Annotated in this window: 21 protein-coding genes; 13 read left to right on the top strand and 8 right to left on the bottom strand. The window is 39.4% G+C overall.

Annotated elements, in window-relative coordinates:
• Positions 1 to 4 precede the first annotated feature (4 nt).
• Entirely contained in the window at positions 5 to 1477 is a 1473-nt protein-coding gene (gene proS / locus M2408_RS13965) for a proline--tRNA ligase (RefSeq protein ID WP_259182790.1), read from the bottom strand.
• A 178-nt stretch (positions 1478 to 1655) separates the two neighbouring features.
• Between proS and M2408_RS13960 the strand changes: the two genes are divergently transcribed.
• The 6 genes from M2408_RS13960 to purH all read left to right on the top strand — a co-directional run bounded on the left by M2408_RS13960 (position 1656) and on the right by purH (position 8606).
• Entirely contained in the window at positions 1656 to 2819 is a 1164-nt protein-coding gene (locus tag M2408_RS13960) for a hypothetical protein (protein ID WP_259182788.1), read from the top strand.
• Between the two features lie 71 nt (positions 2820 to 2890).
• On the top strand, positions 2891 to 4489 hold the full coding sequence (locus tag M2408_RS13955; RefSeq protein ID WP_259182787.1) for an OmpP1/FadL family transporter: 1599 nt from the start codon (positions 2891 to 2893) through the stop codon (positions 4487 to 4489).
• A 115-nt stretch (positions 4490 to 4604) separates the two neighbouring features.
• Positions 4605 to 5360, top strand: a complete 756-nt coding sequence (locus M2408_RS13950; protein ID WP_259182785.1) for a hypothetical protein — start codon at positions 4605 to 4607, stop codon at positions 5358 to 5360.
• Positions 5361 to 5371: 11 nt separating this feature from the next.
• Positions 5372 to 6289, top strand: a complete 918-nt coding sequence (locus M2408_RS13945; RefSeq protein WP_259182783.1) for a LysM peptidoglycan-binding domain-containing protein — start codon at positions 5372 to 5374, stop codon at positions 6287 to 6289.
• Between the two features lie 36 nt (positions 6290 to 6325).
• The gene (locus tag M2408_RS13940) at positions 6326 to 6964 is read left to right on the top strand and encodes a uridine kinase (RefSeq protein WP_259182781.1); all 639 of its coding nucleotides are present in this window, start codon (positions 6326 to 6328) and stop codon (positions 6962 to 6964) included.
• A 115-nt stretch (positions 6965 to 7079) separates the two neighbouring features.
• A complete protein-coding gene (gene purH / locus M2408_RS13935; RefSeq protein WP_259182780.1) occupies positions 7080 to 8606 on the top strand; it encodes a bifunctional phosphoribosylaminoimidazolecarboxamide formyltransferase/IMP cyclohydrolase in 1527 nt (508 codons plus the stop codon).
• Positions 8607 to 8659: 53 nt separating this feature from the next.
• Here purH and M2408_RS13930 read toward each other — a convergent pair whose 3' ends face one another.
• Positions 8660 to 9031, bottom strand: coding sequence for a YkvA family protein (locus M2408_RS13930; RefSeq protein WP_259182778.1), 372 nt, complete (start codon positions 9029 to 9031; stop codon positions 8660 to 8662).
• A 532-nt stretch (positions 9032 to 9563) separates the two neighbouring features.
• Here M2408_RS13930 and M2408_RS13925 point away from each other — a divergent pair.
• Positions 9564 to 10274: a DUF4397 domain-containing protein gene (locus M2408_RS13925; RefSeq protein ID WP_259182776.1), complete on the top strand. Its 711-nt coding sequence runs from the start codon at positions 9564 to 9566 to the stop codon at positions 10272 to 10274.
• Between the two features lie 107 nt (positions 10275 to 10381).
• Here M2408_RS13925 and M2408_RS13920 read toward each other — a convergent pair whose 3' ends face one another.
• The gene (locus tag M2408_RS13920) at positions 10382 to 10687 is read right to left on the bottom strand and encodes a septum formation initiator family protein (RefSeq protein WP_120258442.1); all 306 of its coding nucleotides are present in this window, start codon (positions 10685 to 10687) and stop codon (positions 10382 to 10384) included.
• Between the two features lie 236 nt (positions 10688 to 10923).
• Between M2408_RS13920 and lpxB the strand changes: the two genes are divergently transcribed.
• Both lpxB and M2408_RS13910 read left to right on the top strand, forming a co-directional pair.
• On the top strand, positions 10924 to 12039 hold the full coding sequence (gene lpxB, locus M2408_RS13915) for a lipid-A-disaccharide synthase (RefSeq protein ID WP_259182773.1): 1116 nt from the start codon (positions 10924 to 10926) through the stop codon (positions 12037 to 12039).
• A gap of 56 nt (positions 12040 to 12095) precedes the next feature.
• Positions 12096 to 12731 carry a hypothetical protein gene (locus M2408_RS13910; RefSeq protein WP_259182772.1) on the top strand — a complete coding sequence of 212 codons (636 nt, stop codon included), beginning with the start codon at positions 12096 to 12098 and terminating at the stop codon, positions 12729 to 12731.
• 82 nt (positions 12732 to 12813) lie between these two features.
• Here M2408_RS13910 and M2408_RS13905 read toward each other — a convergent pair whose 3' ends face one another.
• The 3 genes from M2408_RS13905 to M2408_RS13895 are packed head-to-tail and all read right to left on the bottom strand — an operon-like array spanning position 12814 to position 15894.
• Entirely contained in the window at positions 12814 to 13893 is a 1080-nt protein-coding gene (locus M2408_RS13905; protein WP_259182770.1) for a DUF3810 domain-containing protein, read from the bottom strand.
• A gap of 6 nt (positions 13894 to 13899) precedes the next feature.
• The gene (locus M2408_RS13900) at positions 13900 to 14958 is read right to left on the bottom strand and encodes a nucleoid-associated protein (protein WP_259182768.1); all 1059 of its coding nucleotides are present in this window, start codon (positions 14956 to 14958) and stop codon (positions 13900 to 13902) included.
• Between the two features lie 9 nt (positions 14959 to 14967).
• A complete protein-coding gene (locus tag M2408_RS13895; RefSeq protein WP_259182767.1) occupies positions 14968 to 15894 on the bottom strand; it encodes a histone deacetylase in 927 nt (308 codons plus the stop codon).
• A gap of 174 nt (positions 15895 to 16068) precedes the next feature.
• Here M2408_RS13895 and M2408_RS13890 point away from each other — a divergent pair, with 174 nt between their 5' ends.
• From M2408_RS13890 to M2408_RS13875, 4 genes are read left to right on the top strand one after another with little or no spacing between them, the layout of a single operon-like run.
• Positions 16069 to 16710, top strand: coding sequence for a YceH family protein (locus tag M2408_RS13890; RefSeq protein WP_259182763.1), 642 nt, complete (start codon positions 16069 to 16071; stop codon positions 16708 to 16710).
• Between the two features lie 3 nt (positions 16711 to 16713).
• Positions 16714 to 17904 carry an MFS transporter gene (locus M2408_RS13885; protein ID WP_259182762.1) on the top strand — a complete coding sequence of 397 codons (1191 nt, stop codon included), beginning with the start codon at positions 16714 to 16716 and terminating at the stop codon, positions 17902 to 17904.
• A gap of 1 nt (position 17905) precedes the next feature.
• Positions 17906 to 18793, top strand: a complete 888-nt coding sequence (locus M2408_RS13880; RefSeq protein WP_259182759.1) for a DUF72 domain-containing protein — start codon at positions 17906 to 17908, stop codon at positions 18791 to 18793.
• 13 nt (positions 18794 to 18806) lie between these two features.
• The gene (locus M2408_RS13875) at positions 18807 to 19148 is read left to right on the top strand and encodes a hypothetical protein (protein ID WP_259182758.1); all 342 of its coding nucleotides are present in this window, start codon (positions 18807 to 18809) and stop codon (positions 19146 to 19148) included.
• A 98-nt stretch (positions 19149 to 19246) separates the two neighbouring features.
• Here the strand turns inward: M2408_RS13875 and eno are convergent, their stop codons facing one another.
• On the bottom strand, positions 19247 to 20542 hold the full coding sequence (gene eno / locus M2408_RS13870) for a phosphopyruvate hydratase (RefSeq protein WP_259182756.1): 1296 nt from the start codon (positions 20540 to 20542) through the stop codon (positions 19247 to 19249).
• A 212-nt stretch (positions 20543 to 20754) separates the two neighbouring features.
• A complete protein-coding gene (gene carA / locus M2408_RS13865) occupies positions 20755 to 21855 on the bottom strand; it encodes a glutamine-hydrolyzing carbamoyl-phosphate synthase small subunit (RefSeq protein WP_259182754.1) in 1101 nt (366 codons plus the stop codon).
• Positions 21856 to 21979: the final 124 nt, after the last annotated feature.

The raw sequence follows: 21979 nt of genomic DNA, 5'->3' as shown, positions 1-21979 counted from the left end.
AATACTAATAAGCTTTTGCAAATAAAACGCGTCGGCTAGAAGGTTTACCAGTAAAGATACAAACACCTTCCTCCTCTTTGGCATCCAAAGGAATACAACGGATCGTAGCTTTTGTTTCCTCTTTTACACGCTTCTCAGTTTCTATTGTTCCGTCCCAATGGCAAGAAATAAATCCTCCCTTACCTTCCAGAACCTCTTTAAATTCATCGTAAGAATTCACCTCAGTAAAATGAGATGTTCTAAAGTTTAGGGCTTTTTGGTAAATATTTTCCTGTATTACATGCAACAACTGTTCAATATTTCGAGCCAATCCATCCTGAGCGACAGTTTCTTTTGTTTGTGTATCGCGACGTGCTAACTCCACAGTTCCATTTTGCATATCTCTTGCTCCCACAGCTACACGCACTGGTACACCTTTCAATTCCCATTCAGCAAATTTAAAGCCTGGACGTTGTGTATCGCGATCATCATATTTCACCGAGATATCCTTTACCTTCAATTCGTTTACTAACCGATCTACGAATGTATCAATCTGCGCTTTTTCTTCTTCAGTTTTAAAAATTGGAACAATAACGACCTGAATTGGCGCCAATTTCGGAGGCAATACCAATCCTTGATCATCAGAGTGAGCCATAATCAAGGCTCCTATCAAACGGGTAGAAACACCCCATGATGTTGCCCACACATGTTCAAGTTTACCCTCTTTTGATGTAAATTTCACATCAAAAGCCTTTGCAAAATTCTGCCCAAGAAAATGCGACGTTCCCGCTTGTAAAGCCTTGCCATCTTGCATTAAAGCCTCGATACAATAGGTATCCAATGCACCTGCAAAGCGTTCGTTTTCAGTTTTCCGTCCGCGTACAACAGGTACAGCTAAAATATTTTCAGCAAATTCAGCATAGACATCAAGCATACGTTCTGTCTCTTCAATAGCTTCTTCCCTAGTTGCGTGTGCAGTGTGTCCTTCCTGCCATAAAAATTCTGCTGTACGTAAGAAAAGACGCGTACGCATTTCCCAACGGACCACATTTGCCCATTGGTTAACCAAAATTGGAAGGTCACGATAAGATTCGACCCAACCACGGTACGTATTCCATATAATTGTTTCAGAAGTCGGGCGTACAATCAACTCTTCCTCCAACTTTGCATCTTCATCCACCACAATCTTTCCGGTACCATCGTTTTTCAATCTATAATGTGTGACTACAGCACATTCAGTAGCGAAACCTTCCACATGGGCAGCTTCTTTAGAAAAAAACGACTTGGGAATGAATAAAGGGAAGTAAGCATTGCTATGGCCTGTTTCTTTAAATCTTTTGTCTAAGATTGCTTGCATTCTTTCCCAGATAGCATATCCGTATGGTTTGATCACCATACAGCCCCGTACAGCTGAATTTTCAGCCAGATCAGCTTTGATCACAAGTTCATTGTACCATTGCGAATAATCTTCTGCACGACTTGTTATTCCTTTACTCATATGAAATTGATAAATTATTGTAACATTATTACGTTAAATCTCGTCTGTATCTCCAATACAAAAAGCGTTCAATAAAAAATATTTGTATTTTTGATTACTTCGATTAAACCACCTCGAGAAATTTGCGTCTAAGATAGTAAATAAGGCTGTATAATCGAAAATAACGATTTAGGATATTATGAAAAAAAATAGATTATTTATCGGAGCACTTGCCATGACAGGAGCATTTATGTTAGGTTCCTGCGGTACTAGCAGGCAAATCTATGGCGACGATGTCTATGGCAATAATGGACAGGCTAGACAGAAAGTCTATCAAAGTCCAGATTACTATTACACAGATGCGGATCAGGTTCAACAGGGAGGACAGGCTCAAGACGGTTACTATGATGACGAATATTCAGACCAGGATTATAACAATGATTCCTATGAAGATCTAGAATACGCGAATCGTATAAACAGGTTTTATTATGCGTCCCCCGGAATGACCTATTTTGATCCATTCTTTGATCCATGGTATGGCTATGGATTCGGTGGTATGTACGGATATGGTCCTTCCTTCGGTTTAGGCTGGGGTTGGAATTCAGGCTGGGGTTCTTCATGGTCTCTTGGTTTTGGCTGGGGATCGAGCTGGGGTTGGGGATCCCCTTGGTATGGTGGCTATAACCCTTGGGGTGGCTGGTATGGCGGTGGCTACTGGGGATCTGGCTGGCATGGTAACGGTTATTGGGGCGGTGGCTATTGGGGCAATTCAAGACCTCATTATGCTTCATCTCGATCAACTTATCGAGACAACTATAATACACGGACTTCCTCTTCCCGCACCAGAAGTTCAGGAAATTATGACCGTACTGGTGTAGCCAGAGATTCCAGAGGACGTATTACGTCAGTCGCTAACACGCGATCAAGCGCTGGTGGACGTACTAGATCATCTGATGGCTCTATATCACGTAGTTCTTCTTCCTATGACAGATCAAATGGTAGAACAAGGTCTTCGGACGGTATCTCAACAAGAGGCGGATATACAGATGGTAGCAGAACACGGACATCGGATAGATCTAATGGAACTTACCCAAGCATGCGGAGCTCCAATGGAACTTCAAGAACCCGTTCAAGTTCCGGTGATGTTTCTCGTCCAATGAGCCGTTCCATGGAAACTCGTTCAAGCAATCCAGGTTCGACATCAAGACCATCCTATACTCCTCCAACAAGAAGTTATGATGGTGGATCGACACGCTCAAGTGGAGGTTATTCCGGTGGCGGTAGCACTAGATCCAGTGGCGGATTCTCTGGTGGTGGCGGTGGCGGTGGTAGCACCAGATCCAGTGGCGGACGTACACGCTAATCATAAAAATAGCTTACAGTAGCATACATTACCCTGTGTGCTACTGCTTATTATAGACGATATTTTAGCATATGACAATCAAAAAATTACTTTTTGGAACTGCATTTTTAATCGGTGCAGCAGGGACTGCTCAGGCGCAATACACGAAAGATGTGCTTTTATTTTCCCAAGGGGACAATGGTGGTACTGCTCGCTTCAAAGCCATGGGAAATGCTTCAACCGCTTTGGGTGGCGATATTAGCTCAATTACTGGCAATCCGGCTGGTTTGGGGTATTTTAACCAATCAGACATTTCGGTAACAGGTAGATACCTTAATAATAAAAATAAAACAGATTATTTCGGACAGAATACAAATAGCAGCAAAAACAATTTCAATCTGGATAATGCCGGAATTGTTTTTCATCTGCCTACCTACCGGAATGGGGGAAGCCTCGAAAAAGGCTGGTTGAACTTCAATGTTGGGATTGCTTACAACCGCAATTATGTCTACAACAACCTACTGGAATATAAAGGTGTTAATAACACAAGTTCGATAACAGATGCTTATTCGGACCGTTTATCTGCGCCAGGAGGATTAAGTGGTTGGGGCCAGGAAGTCTACGGTAACTCTTTGTTATTTGATGTAGATCCTGACAAAAAAGGATCCTATTTGCCTATTACAAGTTTTGGTAACTATAATGGAAAAGATGGTTTTAATCAAGTAAATTCCATCCTTGAAAAAGGAAGTAAATCAGAATCTGTCTTGTCTTTTGGTGCAAACTACAGCAATAAATTGTACTTGGGGGCAGCTTTGGGGTTTACAGCCTTTAGTTATGACAACTCGAGCTGGTTTACGGAGTATGGCCAGACAATGAATGTAGCGCAAATGACAAAAGCGAATCCAAAGTCTGACTTTTTAAAACCAGGTGCGGAATATGCTAGTAAACGTGAAATGTTGGATAAGGATTATGAACTGTACGATGACTATGCACAAGTGACGGATGGTACTGGTGTAGATTTCAAATTAGGGGTAATTTACAAGTTCACACCTACTTTCAGCATGGGCTTTACAGCGAAATCACCGACATTTATGAGCATTAGAGATGAGTCTTACAGCAATTCGGAATTTCGTTATTTTAAGCCAAATGAAGATAAGTCTTTTAAAGAATACCGCACCAGCGATAAAGCAGGCTATAGCTATTTAGAGTATAATATGAACACACCATACAAACTCTCCTTAGGGGCCAGTCAGGTATTTTCCAGTGGCTTGATTACCGCAGATGTGGAATGGGTGGATTATGGAGCTATGCGTTTTAAAGATGCTGGTGCCGCTAATAAAGCATTAGAACAAGATATGAACCAAAACATTAAAAACACATACCAAGGTGCTTTTAATGCGCGGATCGGTGGTGAAGTTTTATTTGACAACGTTTTTAGTGGTAGAGCGGGATTCAATTATAGTGGCAATCCGTACAAAAATGCAGACTATACAAACTATACTGCATCTTTAGGTATTGGTGCGAAACTCGGTCGGGGAATGTATATTGATTTGACAGGAGCTTATAATGCTGTCAATTACAAAGAAAGCCCTTATACTATCGCTGAAGATTTTTGGAATACAGCCAGCCCTGCCGCAGATATAAAAAATCAACGAACAAATGTCGTTTTGACAATCGGTTCTAAATTTTAAGATATTCTTCTCAGAAAAAAACGTCCAGCTCGTCTGGACGTTTTTCATTTATTACAATCCCACCAGCCATAATTTAAAAGCTTTTAGTAAATTTGTCCTCTTGGTTGAAAATCACATGACAAATCAGACAGTCTCAAAAGCATTCAATGTTCTATTTACTTATCCCATCTGGCGGATCGAGATCGATGCAGAGAATAGACTGATTGCAGTAGAGACCAGAAATCCAACAGACACACTTCCCTATTTCAATGTGATTTCTTTTGAAGGAGATTACGTCCTTCAGGACTTCAAGGCCATGAGCAAGGAGTGGGTGTTGGCTGGAATTCAATGTCAGAAACTCATCCTAAAAAAAATCTCGAACACTTCACCCATCGATGCCGGTGTCCAAATTATAGACTGTTATCAACCACAACAACACGAGACCTGGTTTAACTACATTTTTCTCGAGATGGTCAGTGATGGTATACTGCTCAGGCCCAAAATGATCGTGCAAGGAATGCAATTGTTTTTAGATCTAAAGACAATGTCCATTGCAGGCAAAAAGGAAACGTCTTTTAAACCTTTTGACAGCCAAATAGTCTACCCAGTAATCTACAATGGTCAAATACCCCATTTTTTGACAGATTTCACAACAGATGACGAAATTTGGCTAAGTGTTTTGGATGACTATTTTATTTGGGCTTTCTATGAAAAAAACAAAGATAATCTCTATCAAATCCGGATAGTTCGATCAACAAAAGATAGGTTAATTGAATCTGTAGTTGCAGTAACTCAGTTGCCTTTAAAGTTTTTCAACATCTATTTTCTTGTTAACAAACAAATATTCCTTTTGACAGACAATAAACGGGAGTTTGTTTCGTATTTAGTATAATTGCAAAATATATGAAACTATTATTCGAATTAAATACATATAAAAAGGTAGCCATTTTATCAATTTCTATGCTATCTCTACAACAGGTTGAAGCTAAAAATTTCGCTTCCATACGTACAACCGCAATTCCCGACTCAGTTGGGACAGAAATAGTCAATGGTGAAGAACTTGTCCTTTTCAAAATAGAAAAAGGAGATAATTATTACCAACTCAGCAAAAAGTATAAAACCACCGTGGGTCAGCTCACCCAAATAAATGGAAATGGTACATTAAGTATCGGCCAGATTGTTAAAGTACCAACTGGTCGAAAACCCGCTCCTATTGCGACTAAAACACCGGTAAACACAGCACAACAGAATCCAAATAACCCACAGCAAGGCTTTACAGCGTATATCGTTGGTGAAAAAGAAACACTCTACGCTATATCCAAAAGATTTGGCATTACTGTCGAAGATATCAAGAAAGCCAACAACCTAAAGAGCAATACCATTGGTGGTGGCATGAAATTAATGATCCCAAATCAACCGCTACCACCAGAAAGACCAAAATTAGTTGAGCCTAAAGGTATTGAAGTTGTTGTCCCCGATTCTACAAACGATGACGATAAAGAAGAAAATCAGATTTCAACAAATCGCTACGGAATACGGGAAAAAGCTGAGCGGGGTATTGGTGTCTGGATTGATGGTTTGTCTTCCCAAGGAACAAGCAATCTAGCGCTCCATAAAAGTGCGCCTGTAGGAACAATCCTAAAAATTACCAACCCAATGACTAAAAGCGTTACCTACGCGAAAGTAGTCGGCAAATTTAATGACAATGCTGAAAACCAAAATGCTATTGTTGTGTTATCAAAGTCCGCAGCGGCAAGTATCGGAGCATTAGATAAACGCTTTCAGGTAGAAATCGCCTACGGATTACCTTTAGAAAATTAATTATAATAAAAATAGCTCTTGCAGCGCAAAACAAGAATGAATAACAAACCGTATGTCATAGGGATTGCCGGAAGTAGTGGTTCTGGAAAAACTTTTTTTTTGAATAGCTTTTTGAAACACTTCAAAACCGATGAAGTAACATTGATTTCCCAAGACGACTATTACATTCCCGCCAATACAAAAACGCAGGAAGAAAATAGACTCTATAATTTCGATATCCCAACATCCATAGACAGAGAAGCTTTTTATAAAGATATTAAGGCACTCTTTAATGGAGAGACTATTTATAAAGAGGAATATACGTTTAATAATCCTTCATTAACACCAAAAATATTAGAGATAAAACCGGCTCCGATATTGATTATCGAAGGACTTTTTATTTTCTATTACACGGAAATAAATGCGCTTATAAATCATAAGATATTCCTGAGCGCTGATCAGGATATCGCACTCAGAAGAAGACTACATCGCGATTTGGTTGAACGTGGTTACTTTGAGGATGATGTTATGTACAAATGGCTGAATCATGTCCTCCCCTCTTACAATGAGTATTTATTACCGTTTCAGGATTCTTGCGATCAGGTCATATTCAATAATACGGACGAACCTGAGCCGATCTGGGATATTACCAATCAGATTTCTGAAGAGCTCAAAACAAAACTCAATTTAGTATAACGTACATAAAGACGGGCTTAGGTATAAATAGGCCCGTCTTTATTTAAAAGTACTTGATTTATTGACATCAAGACTTTAAATTCTTATCTTTGCGCCACGAAACAAATCCATCATAATGAACCATCCTGTAAAGATTAAAAATGCTTTGGTTTCAGTCTATTATAAAGACGGCCTAGCTCCTTTAGTTGAATTATTAAACAAATACGGTGTTACATTCTATTCCACTGGTGGGACAGAAACATTTATCAGAGACTTAGGTATAGATGTCGTTCCAGTTGAAGACTTGACAAGCTACCCTTCGATTTTAGGAGGCCGTGTTAAGACCTTACACCCAAAGGTGTTTGGTGGAATTTTAGCGCGCCGTCCGCTTGAATCGGACCAACAGCAACTTGCACAGTATGAAATACCAGAGATCGATTTGGTTATTGTGGATTTGTATCCATTTGAGGAAACTGTTGCTTCCGGAGCTTCTGAGCAAGATATCATCGAAAAAATCGATATCGGTGGAATCTCATTGATACGTGCAGCAGCGAAAAACTTTAATGATGTTGTTATCATTTCTTCTAAAAATGATTATAAAGCGCTTGAAGAAATCCTAGCGAACCAAGAAGGTAATACTTCTTTGGAGCAGCGTAAAGAATTTGCGAAACGCGCCTTCAATACATCATCACATTATGACACAGCAATCTTTAATTATTTCAACCAAGAGAATCCAATTGAAGTTTTTAAACAATCCGAGCAAAATGCTCAGGTGTTGAGATATGGTGAAAATCCGCACCAAAAAGGTATTTTCTTTGGCGATCTGAATAGCATGTTCGACAAATTAAATGGTAAAGAGCTTTCGTACAACAATCTTGTTGATGTAGATGCAGCTGTAGCTTTAATCGACGAATTTGAGCAACCAACATTTGCTATTCTAAAACACACTAATGCTTGTGGGGTTGCATCAAGACCAACAATTAAACAAGCTTGGTTAGATGCCTTGGCTTGTGATCCTGTTTCAGCATTTGGTGGGGTTTTAATCACCAACGGCGAAGTGGATGGTACAACAGCAACAGAGATCAATAATTTATTCTTCGAGGTCTTAATCGCACCTTCTTATTCGGAGGAAGCAATTGCTATTCTTACCGCCAAGAAAAATAGAATTATCTTGGTTCGTAAAGATGTAAAACTACCTAGCCAACAGTTCAAAACCTTATTGAATGGTGTAATTCTTCAAGATAAGGACAATACAATTGAAGGACCTGAGCAAATGGTAACAGTAACAACTGTAACACCTACAGCTGAACAATTGGAAGATTTATATTTTGCAAATAAAATTGTAAAACATACAAAATCCAATACCATTGTCTTTGCTAAAAATGGTACATTGTTAGCATCGGGTGTTGGGCAAACTTCAAGAGTCGATGCCTTAAAGCAAGCAATTGAAAAGGCAGTTTCGTTTGGTTTTGATCTACAAGGTTGTTCAATGGCATCAGATGCTTTCTTTCCTTTCCCTGACTGTGTAGAAATTGCATCTGGTGCAGGTATTGCAGCAGTATTGCAACCAGGTGGTTCTATCAAAGATCAATTATCCATTGATATGGCTAATGAAAAAGGCGTTGCGATGGTAACGACAGGCGTGAGACATTTCAAACACTAAGAACGATCCCGATCGCCTCATAAAAAAAGCTACTTTTCACAAAGTAGCTTTTTTTATTTGTTGACCTGCCAGCCCAATCGCTCTGATTTGTATCGTTCTATTTCTTCCGAAAGTTTCCGTATAGCATAGGCAACAATAGCAACATCATCTAACCAACCGCCTACAGCAATAAAATCCGGAATAGCATCGACCGGGGACACAACGTAAATAATCGTCCCGATAATAATGGATAGATTCCAGCTATTCATTTTAAACTTTCCTGTAATTGCATCCTTGCACATGGCGATTAGCAATTTAAAATCACCAACATAGCTTCCCAGATTTTTTGCCTTAGATTCTGCTTGTGACAGCTCCGCTTCCGTAATTTTACGATTTCTAAAGCGCTCAAACATACCCGATGCAATCTTTTTGATTCTACTGTTCATAACTCAAAATTATCAATATTTTTTAATTAACAAAGCATGTGCCTTTTTTACAAGGTAGCACTCAGCTCGAACCAAAGTCCCCTCAAGTCCGCTCAAGTGCCAACAGTGTTCGGGACTGCTTCGGGACTGCTTCGAGGCAACTGGGGGATAGCTTCGGGATTAGTTCACCGACACTTCGCCCATTCTTCGACTGGGCCCCGACAACAAATCGAACAATAGCCATACGAAAGTCAAAGCCAAGTCAAACGAGTCCCGAGCCAATCTCGAACCAGTCTCAAAGAACTACCGAAAGAAATTCGAAGAGGTTTCGACCACAGGACAGACGAATCCTGCGCAACTTTCAACGTTTCGATTCCCACGTTCCCCTTCCAACTCAAAGGAAAATATAACCTGAAATCGCGTTTATGATAAAATAAAACACAATTTTATTATTTTTACAACTAGCTGTAGCAAAGTGTATGTCATCTCCGTATAATAGACAACACAAGCGCAATGTGTTTTACACAAAAAAAGATTTTAATATTACACGGTTATGAAAAACTATAGATTATTTAATTTTATTACCATCGCGATAGCGACATTCTTACTATCCAGTTGCTTAAAAGATAACGACGACCAAAGAATCCCAGGCGCGTTATTTACAATGGTCAATGGATACACTGACGCCAATGCGGTTGTATATTATGCCGACGGGGGACCCTTACAAAGTCCATATTATCCCTTGGATTTTAAAAGCTATAGCCAAGTTGGCCTATTTACAGGAGCTAGAAAAATAGCGATATCATCAGAGTATAACAATGTTTTGGTTGATACTACAGTTACGATCAAAGACAGTACAATTTATACGTCATTTGTTTATGGAAACAAAGCAAAAGCCGTTCAGGCCATCACAACGGATAAAATCAATAAAAACATTAAGAATACAGAATCTGGTGTACGTTTCTTTAATTTTGCTGAAGGAACCGACCAAGTAACCGTTCAAATCGGTACACAAACTTCTCCGACGGAATGGACCAACCGTGCAAAAGAAACACAAAATTCAGCGACTGCCCATCAAGGTTTCATCGCACAAAAAAGTGGAACCTTTACTGTTATTGCGAAAGATAAAGCTGGAAAAACCATTGCAACTCGTACTGATATCAAATTGGTTGAAAATTATTACTATTCATTGATATTGATCGGTAAAGCCAATGATGAGAAAAAACCATTGTACCTTGGTTTGGTAGCACAGGCTGCAAATTAGAATACCCCGTTTTCTATATACTGAAAAAGACCATCACATTCATGTGATGGTCTTTCTTTATTTTGTACAAGGTATCTCTATAATGGGATAGTCTTTTTTGCTAAAAACTAAGGAGTTTCTTTGGGCGCAACTTTGGAGACCACATAGATATCCTCATTATCTTTCTTCATCTTATACTTCTCTCTTGCAATACGTTGCACCTCCTGCGGATTGGATCGAATGTCGTTTATCGTTTTTATAATCGCTGCATTCTCCTTCAGATAAAAAGACCGTTCTGTCTCCAGGTTGGCTCTTTGCTTTTGATAACTGTACTGCGTAGCAAAATCATTTCGATCAAAAAACAACATCCACACCAAAAAAGCCAAAGTGGCTAATAAATACTTATTTCTTATTAAAGACCATAATCGTTGCATAGGACAAAAATACTATTTAGCTTTTATACTCCCGATATTTTCTTCCAAAGTTAAACATCTTTAATAAAGATATGGAATAATGTACTCAAATTCATCATATACTTAGAATAATCTTATCTTTAACAATTCGAAACAACATTAATATTCCGATGAAATACCCGCATTTGAAAAGCATAAATAGCCTTAAAAATAAAGTGGATATTCCATCTGGCCATTAAAGAATAAATCATTTACATATGAAATACTATCTCATTGCTGGCGAAACATCAGGTGACCTACATGGAGCCAATCTCATCAAAGCACTTAAAATAGAAGATCCCACAGCTACATTCAAAATCGTTGGCGGTGATTTAATGCAGGAAGCCGCTGGAGAAAAAGCATTGATACACACTTCAGCGATGGCTTTTATGGGTTTTGTGGAAGTTTTGAAAAACCTGGGCAAAATAGCTAAAAATTTGAAAGCAGTCAAAAGTGATCTGTTGAAAGAAAAACCTGATGCTGTTATACTCATAGACTTTCCCGGCTTCAATTTAAAAATTGCCGAATTTGCCAAAAAGCATGGTATCAAAACATGTTATTATATTTCACCAAAGGTATGGGCGTGGAATCAGGGTCGTGTGAAAAAGATCAAAAAAATTGTCGACCATATGTTCTGTATTCTACCATTTGAAGTTGATTTCTACAAAAAATGGCGTATGCCGGTCGATTATGTAGGCAATCCACTGCTCGATGCTATCTCAGCCTATTCTTTTAATCCAAAATTCAGGGATGAAAATGGTTTTACAGACAAACCACTTATTGCCTTATTGCCAGGCAGTAGAGAAATGGAGATTTCCAAACTTCTCCCCATTATGGCCGAACTCCCCTATTTTTTTCCTGTACATCAGTTTGTCATCGCCGGTGCGCCTAATTTTGACGAATCTTATTACAAACAGTTCATGAGGGGTATCAATATTCCGGTTATTTTTAATCAAACATACGATATCCTAAACAATGCTGAGGCTGCAGTAGTCACCAGTGGTACCGCTACGCTGGAAACAGGTATATTGAAAGTTCCGCAAGTTGTCGTATACAAAGCAAATGCAATATCGGTTTGGATTGCCAAATTAGTGGTTAAAGTGAAGTTTATCTCACTGGTAAACCTAATAAACAACTTTCTATCTGTAAGAGAGTTAATTCAAGAAGATTGCACAGCATACGATATTTCGTTTGAGGTCGGTGAACTGATCAACAACAAGGCGCATCGTGCAAGTGTGTTAGAAAATTACGATATCCTCGCCGAAAAACTGGGCACACCGGGTGCCTCGGAAAAAACAGCTAAATTAATTGTAAAATATCTTAGTAAAAATTAAACTCTTTGGGCTTTCAATTGTCAAACTATTAATTAGTTACATATAATTAAAGCTTTATGAAATCGAAACTTATTTTAGGCTTTCTTTTTTGTGTCGCGTTTACCTTTGTTGGTAAAGCGCAAGAAACACAGCATTTTTCCAAGCTCGAAATTGGAAAAAAAGCCAAGAAAAATATTGACAGCAAAGACTCCACGGCAGTTATCCATATTGACACATTGATCATGAAGGATAATTCCACCTTGTCTTTTTACGGAAAGAAAAATGTAAAAATCACCATTGGTTACGCTGAGATAGGAAACAAAGCAACTTTCTATGGGACCGACGGAAAGAATAATGGCGCCGATTTTGATATTAACGCCAATTTTCAAAAATTGGGTTCACTGTATATTATCGCAAAAGGCGATGATGCATTTAATGGAACCAAAACCTTCCCCAATGGAAATGGTGGCAAAGTGAAAGTCACCCTGGCAACAGGAAGTATAAAACCACAGGCAACAGATAAGAAGTCACCAAATTATATCTATGCCGATGTCGTAGCAGGTGGCAGAGCTGTCAATGCAAACACAGACCTGAGAAATATCTATGATCGGATCAAAACCGCGCCTACAGGTCTTAGAGGTTTACCACAAGGGCAGATTTACTCCGGTAGTGCCGGTACGGAAGGTTCCTTTGAGCTGATTTCTACCCTATAAGGAGAAGGAAACAACATAACGCTAAAAAAGCATCAATGCTCACATTGATGCTTTTTTATTGCTACACATTTTTATACTAACTTCAATGGCAGCCTCTCTTTTTTAGTTCATAGGCCAATACCAATCTTGTCATCCGGTCATATCTCGCGATTCCCTCCTTCTGATTGTTATGTGTTAGGTATTGATTGTAAAACAATCCCATCAGATCGTTGATCCAACCGGTATAATTGCTCCAAAATAAGCGTTCATCGGCTATGTCCGCCAGCACCAGCTTGCTTAATCTTGTTTGATAGTCCTTCGAAAGATCTGGATACATGCCACGCAATTCTCCCAGCATATATAAGGTTGTTTGTAAATAAGCTGAATAACGATAAAAGGACTCCGGATGATGCTGTAAGCGAACAAAAGCAATAAAATTGGCTTCATCCTCAAAACCTACCCCCTGTTGATGGGCGAGCTCATGTACATAAGTAAACGGAAAAGATAAGGCTGGCATGGCATAATTTACCTGCGCTTCGTGTGTAAACGGATTGAAATAACCTGAAACACCGAAATACGAAACAACCACACTATTTAAAGGCGATTTGGCTTTCACTTGGCTCCTTGATAAAAAAGAAGAGAATGTGGTATCATTTTTTACCCAATTTGCCAGATCCGTCCGTATATGATCTTTCCGATCCGCCCATTGCGCAGGATTGACCTGTTCCCGCAAAGCATTTGTACTATCCAAGTATTCATCGAGTACCATGAGATAGTCCGCAAGCTTCAGGCTATCAACTTGCAGGTTTGCATTCACACTGATCGGCTTCCGATAATAATTCAAACCCCAGGAGATATAAAAGAAAATATATAGCCCAAGCAATAGGTTTACGATAAATAAAAAGGTTCGACAAGCATCCGACCATTTTTTACCCCATACCTTGCGTATAAGATTAACTAGCCAATAGAGCAGAAAAATAATCGTGAAAGCGTAAAAAATATCTCCTATACTAAAGGGAATATAACCAAAAATATACTTCGAAATATGTCCATAAAATCGATAAACTCCCTGTGCATAAAATTCCTCTATCCATAGACTATTGCTTTCGATCAACGATAAAACGAATAGCAGGCCAATGAATGATCCAAAAATAAAAACAGCTATTTTATCGCGCTTTGTCATAAATTATTAACTTTCGTTTTCGAAATAGACCTTATAATAGTTCATCCCCTTATCTTCATCAAATCCCTTCTCAAGGTATTCCCTTTTTCCATGCACATAGATATGAAAGTTCTTATCCAATTTTAGTACAGACTTGTAGGATGATTCCATCTTTTTGACGGCTTTATCCGCTATCTCAAAACTTGACTGGAAGGGTGAATCAAATTCATTTTCAAAACCAGCTTTATAATCCTGGAACATGGCTATCGCCTGCGGATTTCCCAATACTTCTTCTTCAAATTCCTCCTGAACGAACGTTTCCTTTTCCTTAAAGTAGTTCATTGATTTATTCATCAAATCAATCTTATCGGCCTTCTCCAGTTCAAACGTTTCATCGAGTTTCTCCTGAACAAAATTCTTATAGACTTTTAAGTAGTTGCCTGTCTGATTGAAATTGTCATTACGCACGCGCAGTTTTAGGAACTCATCTTTCCAATACACCGCTTCCTGTTGTCTATTGGTCTGATCCAGTACAAGAACCTTATACCCTTCCTCTTCCTCAACATTGATGATAATACATCCTTTGTCCAACTTGTTGATGTTGATTGCCTCCTGCTCATATTCCAAGGTAAAAGCCCCTTGTTCAGGATATACCTTTAGGTAAGTCTCTTTGTTTTCCGATTTAAATATACCAATAGCATCGTGTTCCTCGCCTTCAATCTGCACATTTTTCAGCGCCACCACATACACCTCCCCTGCTTTAATCTTGGGGTGGCTTGACACCTCATACAGGTGCTTCGAAATCTGCTGGGAAAAATCATGAAAAGGCAACTGTTCTTTAAAGTATTGACGAACAAAATAGAACACCTCGTTCAGATCCAGTTCTTCATTGGGATGATATAGACGATATACTTCGTTCACTTTTGCAAAGGGGCTCATAAAGTACTGCATCAAAAGTCCAGGCAATACTTCATCGCCTTCAAGAGATACAGGGGCATCAGACAGGATATAAAATTCGTCCTGTGCTTTGTTTCCTACACGATGTATAGATAATGCTTCAAAAATTGCGTCTTGGTGAAAAAACATATTCTTATTTTATAAATTATATAAATCTATTGCTATTTTAAATGTTTGGCAATGTGCATTGACAATATCTTTGATCTGCGGAGAATAACCGCCCCCCATACTTACCTGAACAGGAATGTGCTGCTGATGGCACAGCCCCAATACAAGTGCATCCCTTCGCGCACAGGTCGCTGGACTTAAATTCAATTTACCCAGTTTATCGGTCCCCAGTATATCTACACCTGCCTGGTAAAAAACAAAATCAGGGCGGATACGTTCAAATAAAACCACTAGATTGTCTTTCAGAATTTCCAGATATTCTTTATCTGTTATATTTTCAGCAAGACCGATATCCAAGTGAGAACGCTGCTTGATAAAGGGATAATTCTTTTCGCCATGCATCGAAAAGGTAAACACTTGTTGATGTCCTTCAAAGATATGCGCTGTTCCATTCCCTTGATGTACATCCAGATCAACGATGAGGATTCGATTTGCAAGCTTCTGTTGTAATAGATAACCCGCAGCAGTCGCTTGGTCGTTCATCAGGCAGAAGCCTTCACCAAAATCATAACCCGCGTGGTGCGTTCCACCTGCAATCGTGAAAGCCACCCCATATTTCAAGGCATAACCTGCAGCCTGAACAGTTCCATCCAAAATATAGCGTTCACGGTCTACCAAGCTTTTACTCAAGGGGAATCCGATCCTACGGACCATTTTTGCATCTAAGGTCAAATCAAACAGTTTCGTCACATAAACCGGATCATGTACCAAACAACAGGTCTCAAAACTTGCCAACTCGGGCCTGAAAAAATTAGCTTCATTGGCCAATCCTTCATGCTTCAACTGCAGGGGGATCAATTCGTACTTTAACATCGGAAAACGATGTCCTTCCTTGACTGGATGGATAAATTCGGGATGAAAAGCTATCTTGAGCACTTTAAATCTTATTTTATTCATGCGAAGATAAGAAAAACTAAAGCAATCCTATTTTATCCAACAATATCAATCGGATATTTTGGAGTTGTATCGGAAAAAGGGCATCTTTGGGTAAGAACAAATCCTCAAGTTGATGTCGGGCGCCGTTTGACATTAAACTTATATTCGATCATAAATAGATACATTAAAAATAACATGGAAACGACTAATTTGCCTCAATTGTCTGCAATGGAGCAGCGTGTCCTGGGTTCCCTGATTGAAAAGTCAAAGGTGACCCCCGAATATTATCCCATGACGATCAACAGCTTACAGGCTGCAAGTAATCAAAAAACTTCACGCAAGCCTGTTGTTCAATACACCGAAGAGGACATCGTCAATACACTGGATATCCTAAAAAAGAGAGGGTTGATTTCAACCGTTATCGGTGGTGGATCTAGGGTAACCAAGTATAAGCACAATTTTGCCATACAGTTTCCCCTTGTACCATCCGAAATGACTATTATTTGCCTACTACTTCTCCGTGGACCAATGACAGCCGGTGAAATCAATTCAAATGCCGGAAGATTATACGAATTTGACTCCTTAGGTGAAATTAATGAACAATTGGAGAAAATTGCTCAAGAAGGCTATCTGAAATCTCTTCCAAAACAAGCCGGACACAAAGAGGTACGTTATATCCACATGTTGGGTGAAGTAAATATGGAAGCTTTTGAAAATAGTAGCAGTGCAGCAAGCGGGGCGGTAGATCCGGCGCTTTTGGAACGTATCGGACTACTCGAACAGGAAGTCGCTGAATTAAAACAGAAGTTTCAAGAATTGTGGGACGAACTACATTAATCGATGACAAATACGACTGATTCCAAAACAGAATTATCCCAAGCCACCTTATGGCTGATGACCATTGCCACAGGTCTGGTTGTCGCCAATAATTATTATAATCAGCCATTATTGGGGCTGATTGCCAAAGACCTCCGTGTTAGCGAAGCCACAGTGAGCAATTCGGCCATGTTAACACAAATTGGTTATGCCTGTGGGCTTTTATTGATTGTTCCCCTGGGCGATATGTTTAAGAGAAAGAAAATGATCTTAATTGATTTTATATTCATTATTCTCTCTTTGGCCGGAATGGCACTTTCCCAATCTATCACAGCCATTCTCATCTTTAGTTTTTTGATCGGCTTTACGTCCGTGATACCACAAGTTTTTGTTCCCATGGCAGCAGAGCTTGCCCCGAAAGGGAAACAGGCAGCTGCAATAGGCATGGTCATGTCAGGATTATTGATCGGTATCCTATTATCACGCGTGGTTAGCGGATTTGTCGGTTCCTACTTTGGCTGGCGCGAAATGTATTGGATCGCTACGGTGATCATGGTCCTCACAGCAATGTCCATCGCTATCAAATTACCCGAAGTTCGCCCTAATTTTAAGGGTACTTATAAAGAATTGATGCTTTCGGTGTGGAACTTCGCCAAGAAACAACCTGTCCTGCAATTGGCGGCATTTCGTGGTGCGATGGGCTTTGGGGCGTTTTCTGCCTTCTTTACAACCCTCGTTTTCCATATCGAAGGGCCACCATTTTTTGACGGTCCAGCTACCGCTGGTGCATTTGGCCTTGTGGGCGCCTGCGGTGCCCTTGCAGCAGCTTTTGTCAACCGGATGACCGTATACATGGGTACCGCGAAAATTATCCGCTACGCGATATTATTGATGGTCTTTAGCTGGCTACTTTTTGCGCTATTCGGTAATTATTACTGGGGGCTGATCGTTGGGGTGATCCTCATTGACCTTGGATTACAGTCGATGCACATCCTAAATCAGAGTGATTTCTACGCGCTCAATCTTGGCGCTAACAATCGTCTGAACACCGTTTATATGGTCAGCTATTTTATCGGCGGTTCAACAGGCACCTTTTTTGCGGCACAAGCATGGCAGCATTTCCAATGGCCGGGGGTTATTGCAGTTGGAACAACATACACCCTATTGGCATTGCTCGCACACTTATTATTTGATCATAAACTAAGAAAAAACTAATATGAAATTTGGCCAAGTAGATCATCCAGAAGAAGTGGACTTCACACTACCTTCTACGTCTCAGGAGACTTTAACCCTCTTACAACATTTCAAAAATAAAGAACCTTTTGAAGTATATGTCGGCTGTGCAAAATGGAACAAACAGGATTTAAAGGGTTTTTATCCCAGAGGAACAAAGGACGAGCTTGTTTACTATGCCAATCAGTTTAACAGCATCGAACTGAATGCCACGTTCTATAATTCACCCAGCTTGGAGCAGGTAGAAACCTGGAAAAAGAAAACTCCGGCAGATTTTAAATTCTTCCCAAAAGTCCCCCAGTCTATTAGTCATTTTAGCCGGTTGCTTAACGCAACGGATAAAGTCAAATTGTTTACAGATGCTGTTGTTCGATTTGATGAAAAATTAGGTATGGTCTTCCTGCAAATGCATGACAACTATAGTCCAAAGGATATGGCGCGGTTAAAATTATTCTTGCACGACTGGCCAAAAGATGTTCCATTAGCATTGGAAGTTCGAAATAAGGACTGGTTCTCAAAAGCCGAAGTAACGAATGAACTCTACACCTTATTGGAGGAGACCGGTGTGACCAATGTATTGGTGGATACGGCAGGCAGAAGAGATATGTTGCATATGCGTCTGACTACGCCTGTCGCCTTTATCCGTTATGTCGGTGCCAACCATGCATCGGATTATGCGCGTCTGGATAATTGGATAGAAGTATTAAAACTCTGGCGGGATAATGGATTACAGAAACTGTATTTCTTTATCCATCAGAATGTTGAAATTGAATCCCCCTTATTAGCAACCCACTTTATTAAGAAAATGAATGAAACATTTAATTTGAATCTTAAATATCCAAATAAAGCAACTGGCAATACCTTATTTTAATTAATATAAATCTATGACAAAAATATTTATAGCATTCTCATTTACCCTACTGACATTCTTCTCCTGCGGTGTCAAACAGGCCATAAGAGTCCAACAAGCCATATCAAAAACCGATTCAAACATGAAAAAGATACAGCTAGGCATGAGTAAAGAAGAAGTGATCAATACCATGGGGAAGCAATATAGAATCGCTGGTGCAGACCGCCTGAATGATAACTCGATAATGGAATTGATAACCTATGAAAATGCATATAATGAAGAGTATCAGCTATGGTTCAAAAATGAGGTACTCATGAAATGGAACAGAATATATAAATATGATCATGATCGAAGTAGAAGGGATACAATCCGTTAAACTGTAATTCTTATGCTCTTTCCAGGATAAAACTATGCTAAAAAAATAAGGCCTAATCTACAGATTAGGCCTTATTTTTTTAGCATGATAGGGTAAACCTATTTTTTTGCATATTTAAAGCTTTTGCCGATGAAGCGAGCATTACCACCCAATTCTTCTTCGATACGCAACAACTGATTGTATTTAGCCATACGGTCAGAGCGAGAAGCCGAACCTGTTTTGATTTGACCACAGTTCAACGCAACCGCCAAGTCAGCGATCGTCGCATCTTCGGTTTCACCTGAACGGTGAGACATTACTGAAGTGTAACCAGAATTTTGCGCCAAAGTCACTGCATTGATCGTTTCAGTCAATGAACCGATTTGGTTTACTTTGACCAAAATAGAGTTTGCAGTATGGGTATCGATACCCTGTTGAAGACGTTTTGTATTTGTTACGAAAAGATCATCACCTACCAATTGAACGTGATCGCCAATTTTGTCAGTCAATGTTTTCCAACCAGCCCAGTCATCTTCAGCCATACCATCTTCGATAGAGATAATAGGATATTTCGCTGTCAATTCAGCTAAATAGCTTGCTTGTTCTTCGCTAGAACGTACTGCACCTTTATCACCTTCAAATTTAGCATAATCATATTTGCCATCTTTGTAGAATTCAGAAGAAGCACAATCTAATGCTAAACAGATGTCTTGACCTGGTTTGTAACCTGCGATTTCAATTGCTTTCAATACTGTCTCGATTGCATCTTCTGTTCCGTCAAATGTTGGTGCAAATCCACCTTCATCACCTACTGCAGTAGAAAGGCCTCTATCATGTAAGATTTTTTTCAATGTATGGAATACTTCGGTTCCCCAACGTAAGGCTTCAGAAAAAGAAGGAGCACCTACAGGCATAATCATAAATTCCTGGAATGCAATAGGCGCATCGGAGTGAGATCCACCGTTGATGATGTTCATCATTGGAATAGGCAACGTATTCGCATTAACACCGCCAATATAACGGTATAAAGGTTGACGTGACTCTTGTGCAGCTGCTTTTGCTACTGCCAAAGAAACACCAAGGATAGCGTTTGCACCTAAATTACCTTTATTTTCACTACCGTCTAAATCAATCATGATTTTATCGATGGCATTTTGCTCGAAAACATCTACGCCTTCCAAAGCTTTCGCTATTTTGGTATTTACATTTTCAACAGCTTTCAAAACACCTTTACCTAAGTATTTTGACTTGTCGCCATCGCGCAATTCTACTGCTTCGTGAACACCTGTTGAAGCACCTGAAGGAACAGCTGCACGACCAACAAAACCATTTTGTGTAGTAACATCTACTTCGATTGTAGGGTTACCGCGCGAATCCAAAATTTGACGCGCATGAACATCGATAATTAAACTCATCTCTTTATTAGACTATAATTTATTTTCATTACTTAGTGTAAATAAGACACACTCTTATCTACAGACATTTTTCACAACCAAATATAACAAAAAATGTATTTAATCCGTCATTTATTGTGAATAAAATATGACCAATCTGAATAATTGGTTCTGCAAATAGCATAAAAAACCCTCCACGATAGGGAGGGTTTTTTATGCTATGCTATGTTTGCTTAGTTTTTGATCATTGCAACGAAATCATCAAACAGGTAACGTGAATCGTGTGGACCTGGAGATGATTCAGGGTGATATTGAACCGAGAACGCTTTTTGCCCTTTGATACGGATCCCTTCGATAGATTGGTCGTTCAAATTAACGTGCGTTATCTCAACATTTTCCGAATTTTGGATATCTTCAGCTACAACACCAAAACCATGGTTTTGTGAAGTAATTTCACAACGGTTAGCGATAATATTTTTGACCGGGTGATTGATACCACGGTGTCCGTTATGCAATTTGCTTGTGCGGATGCCATTAGCTAGCGCTAAAATCTGGTGACCTAAACAGATTCCAAACATTGGCTTGTTTGCACTCAAAATAGATTTTACAGTTTCGATAGCGTAATCCATTGGTGCAGGGTCACCGGGGCCATTTGAAATAAAGTAACCATCAGGGTTCCATTTTTCCATTTCCTCAAATGTTGTCTTAGCCGGGAAAACTTTTGTATAAACGTCACGTGCCTCAAAATTGCGCAGGATATTTTTCTTTATCCCTAAATCCAATACTGCAACACGTAAAGATGCATTTTCATTTCCGAAGAAATAAGGCTCAGTAGTCGTTACCTTAGAAGACAGCTCAAGACCATCCATCGAAGGAACTTTTGCCAACTGGCTCTTTAATTCTTCCACATCTAGCGTTTCCGAAGAAATGATTGCATTCATAGCTCCCTTATCACGGATATGTCTTACCAATGAACGTGTATCCACATCGGAAATACCCACCAAATTTCCTTCTTCAAAATAGCTTTGAATAGACTCATCAGCCATTTTACGGCTATAGTTGATGTTGTAGTTTTTACAAACCAAGCCCGCAATCTGAATTTGATTTGATTCGGTGTCATCCTCATCAATACCATAGTTACCAATATGTGCATTGGTTGTTACCATGATTTGTCCAAAATAAGATGGATCTGTAAAAATCTCTTGATAACCGGTTGTTCCTGTATTGAAACAGATCTCACCAGTAGTCGTACCAATTTTACCAGCGGCTTTACCGTGATAAACTGTACCATCTTCTAAAACTAAAATTGCAGGCAATTTGCTGTAGTTGGTCATTATCGATGTAATATTATAAAATGTGTATCTCTTCTGTTCTGAATCCTAAAGCCTTCCCTATTGGATATAAAAAAAGCCCTCAAATGGGCTAAAATATTAACTAACAATGCATTACCACGATTGA

Origin of the sequence: Sphingobacterium sp. BIGb0165, assembly GCF_024810095.1 — a bacterium.
GTDB lineage: Bacteria > Bacteroidota > Bacteroidia > Sphingobacteriales > Sphingobacteriaceae > Sphingobacterium > Sphingobacterium detergens.
The sequence above is the reverse complement of the archived record's forward strand: the minus strand, read 5'-3'. Positions and strand labels throughout refer to the sequence as shown.

Excerpts from the sequence above, each read along its gene's own strand:
- proS (WP_259182790.1), bottom strand. The coding sequence starts at position 1,477 with ATGAGTAAAGGAATAACAAGTCGTGCAGAAGATTATTCGCAATGGTAC.
- M2408_RS13960 (WP_259182788.1), top strand. The coding sequence starts at position 1,656 with ATGAAAAAAAATAGATTATTTATCGGAGCACTTGCCATGACAGGAGCA.
- M2408_RS13955 (WP_259182787.1), top strand. The coding sequence starts at position 2,891 with ATGACAATCAAAAAATTACTTTTTGGAACTGCATTTTTAATCGGTGCA.
- M2408_RS13950 (WP_259182785.1), top strand. The coding sequence starts at position 4,605 with ATGACAAATCAGACAGTCTCAAAAGCATTCAATGTTCTATTTACTTAT.
- M2408_RS13945 (WP_259182783.1), top strand. The coding sequence starts at position 5,372 with ATGAAACTATTATTCGAATTAAATACATATAAAAAGGTAGCCATTTTA.
- M2408_RS13940 (WP_259182781.1), top strand. The coding sequence starts at position 6,326 with ATGAATAACAAACCGTATGTCATAGGGATTGCCGGAAGTAGTGGTTCT.
- purH (WP_259182780.1), top strand. The coding sequence starts at position 7,080 with ATGAACCATCCTGTAAAGATTAAAAATGCTTTGGTTTCAGTCTATTAT.
- M2408_RS13930 (WP_259182778.1), bottom strand. The coding sequence starts at position 9,031 with ATGAACAGTAGAATCAAAAAGATTGCATCGGGTATGTTTGAGCGCTTT.
- M2408_RS13925 (WP_259182776.1), top strand. The coding sequence starts at position 9,564 with ATGAAAAACTATAGATTATTTAATTTTATTACCATCGCGATAGCGACA.
- M2408_RS13920 (WP_120258442.1), bottom strand. The coding sequence starts at position 10,687 with ATGCAACGATTATGGTCTTTAATAAGAAATAAGTATTTATTAGCCACT.
- lpxB (WP_259182773.1), top strand. The coding sequence starts at position 10,924 with ATGAAATACTATCTCATTGCTGGCGAAACATCAGGTGACCTACATGGA.
- M2408_RS13910 (WP_259182772.1), top strand. The coding sequence starts at position 12,096 with ATGAAATCGAAACTTATTTTAGGCTTTCTTTTTTGTGTCGCGTTTACC.
- M2408_RS13905 (WP_259182770.1), bottom strand. The coding sequence starts at position 13,893 with ATGACAAAGCGCGATAAAATAGCTGTTTTTATTTTTGGATCATTCATT.
- M2408_RS13900 (WP_259182768.1), bottom strand. The coding sequence starts at position 14,958 with ATGTTTTTTCACCAAGACGCAATTTTTGAAGCATTATCTATACATCGT.
- M2408_RS13895 (WP_259182767.1), bottom strand. The coding sequence starts at position 15,894 with ATGAATAAAATAAGATTTAAAGTGCTCAAGATAGCTTTTCATCCCGAA.
- M2408_RS13890 (WP_259182763.1), top strand. The coding sequence starts at position 16,069 with ATGGAAACGACTAATTTGCCTCAATTGTCTGCAATGGAGCAGCGTGTC.
- M2408_RS13885 (WP_259182762.1), top strand. The coding sequence starts at position 16,714 with ATGACAAATACGACTGATTCCAAAACAGAATTATCCCAAGCCACCTTA.
- M2408_RS13880 (WP_259182759.1), top strand. The coding sequence starts at position 17,906 with ATGAAATTTGGCCAAGTAGATCATCCAGAAGAAGTGGACTTCACACTA.
- M2408_RS13875 (WP_259182758.1), top strand. The coding sequence starts at position 18,807 with ATGACAAAAATATTTATAGCATTCTCATTTACCCTACTGACATTCTTC.
- eno (WP_259182756.1), bottom strand. The coding sequence starts at position 20,542 with ATGAGTTTAATTATCGATGTTCATGCGCGTCAAATTTTGGATTCGCGC.
- carA (WP_259182754.1), bottom strand. The coding sequence starts at position 21,855 with ATGACCAACTACAGCAAATTGCCTGCAATTTTAGTTTTAGAAGATGGT.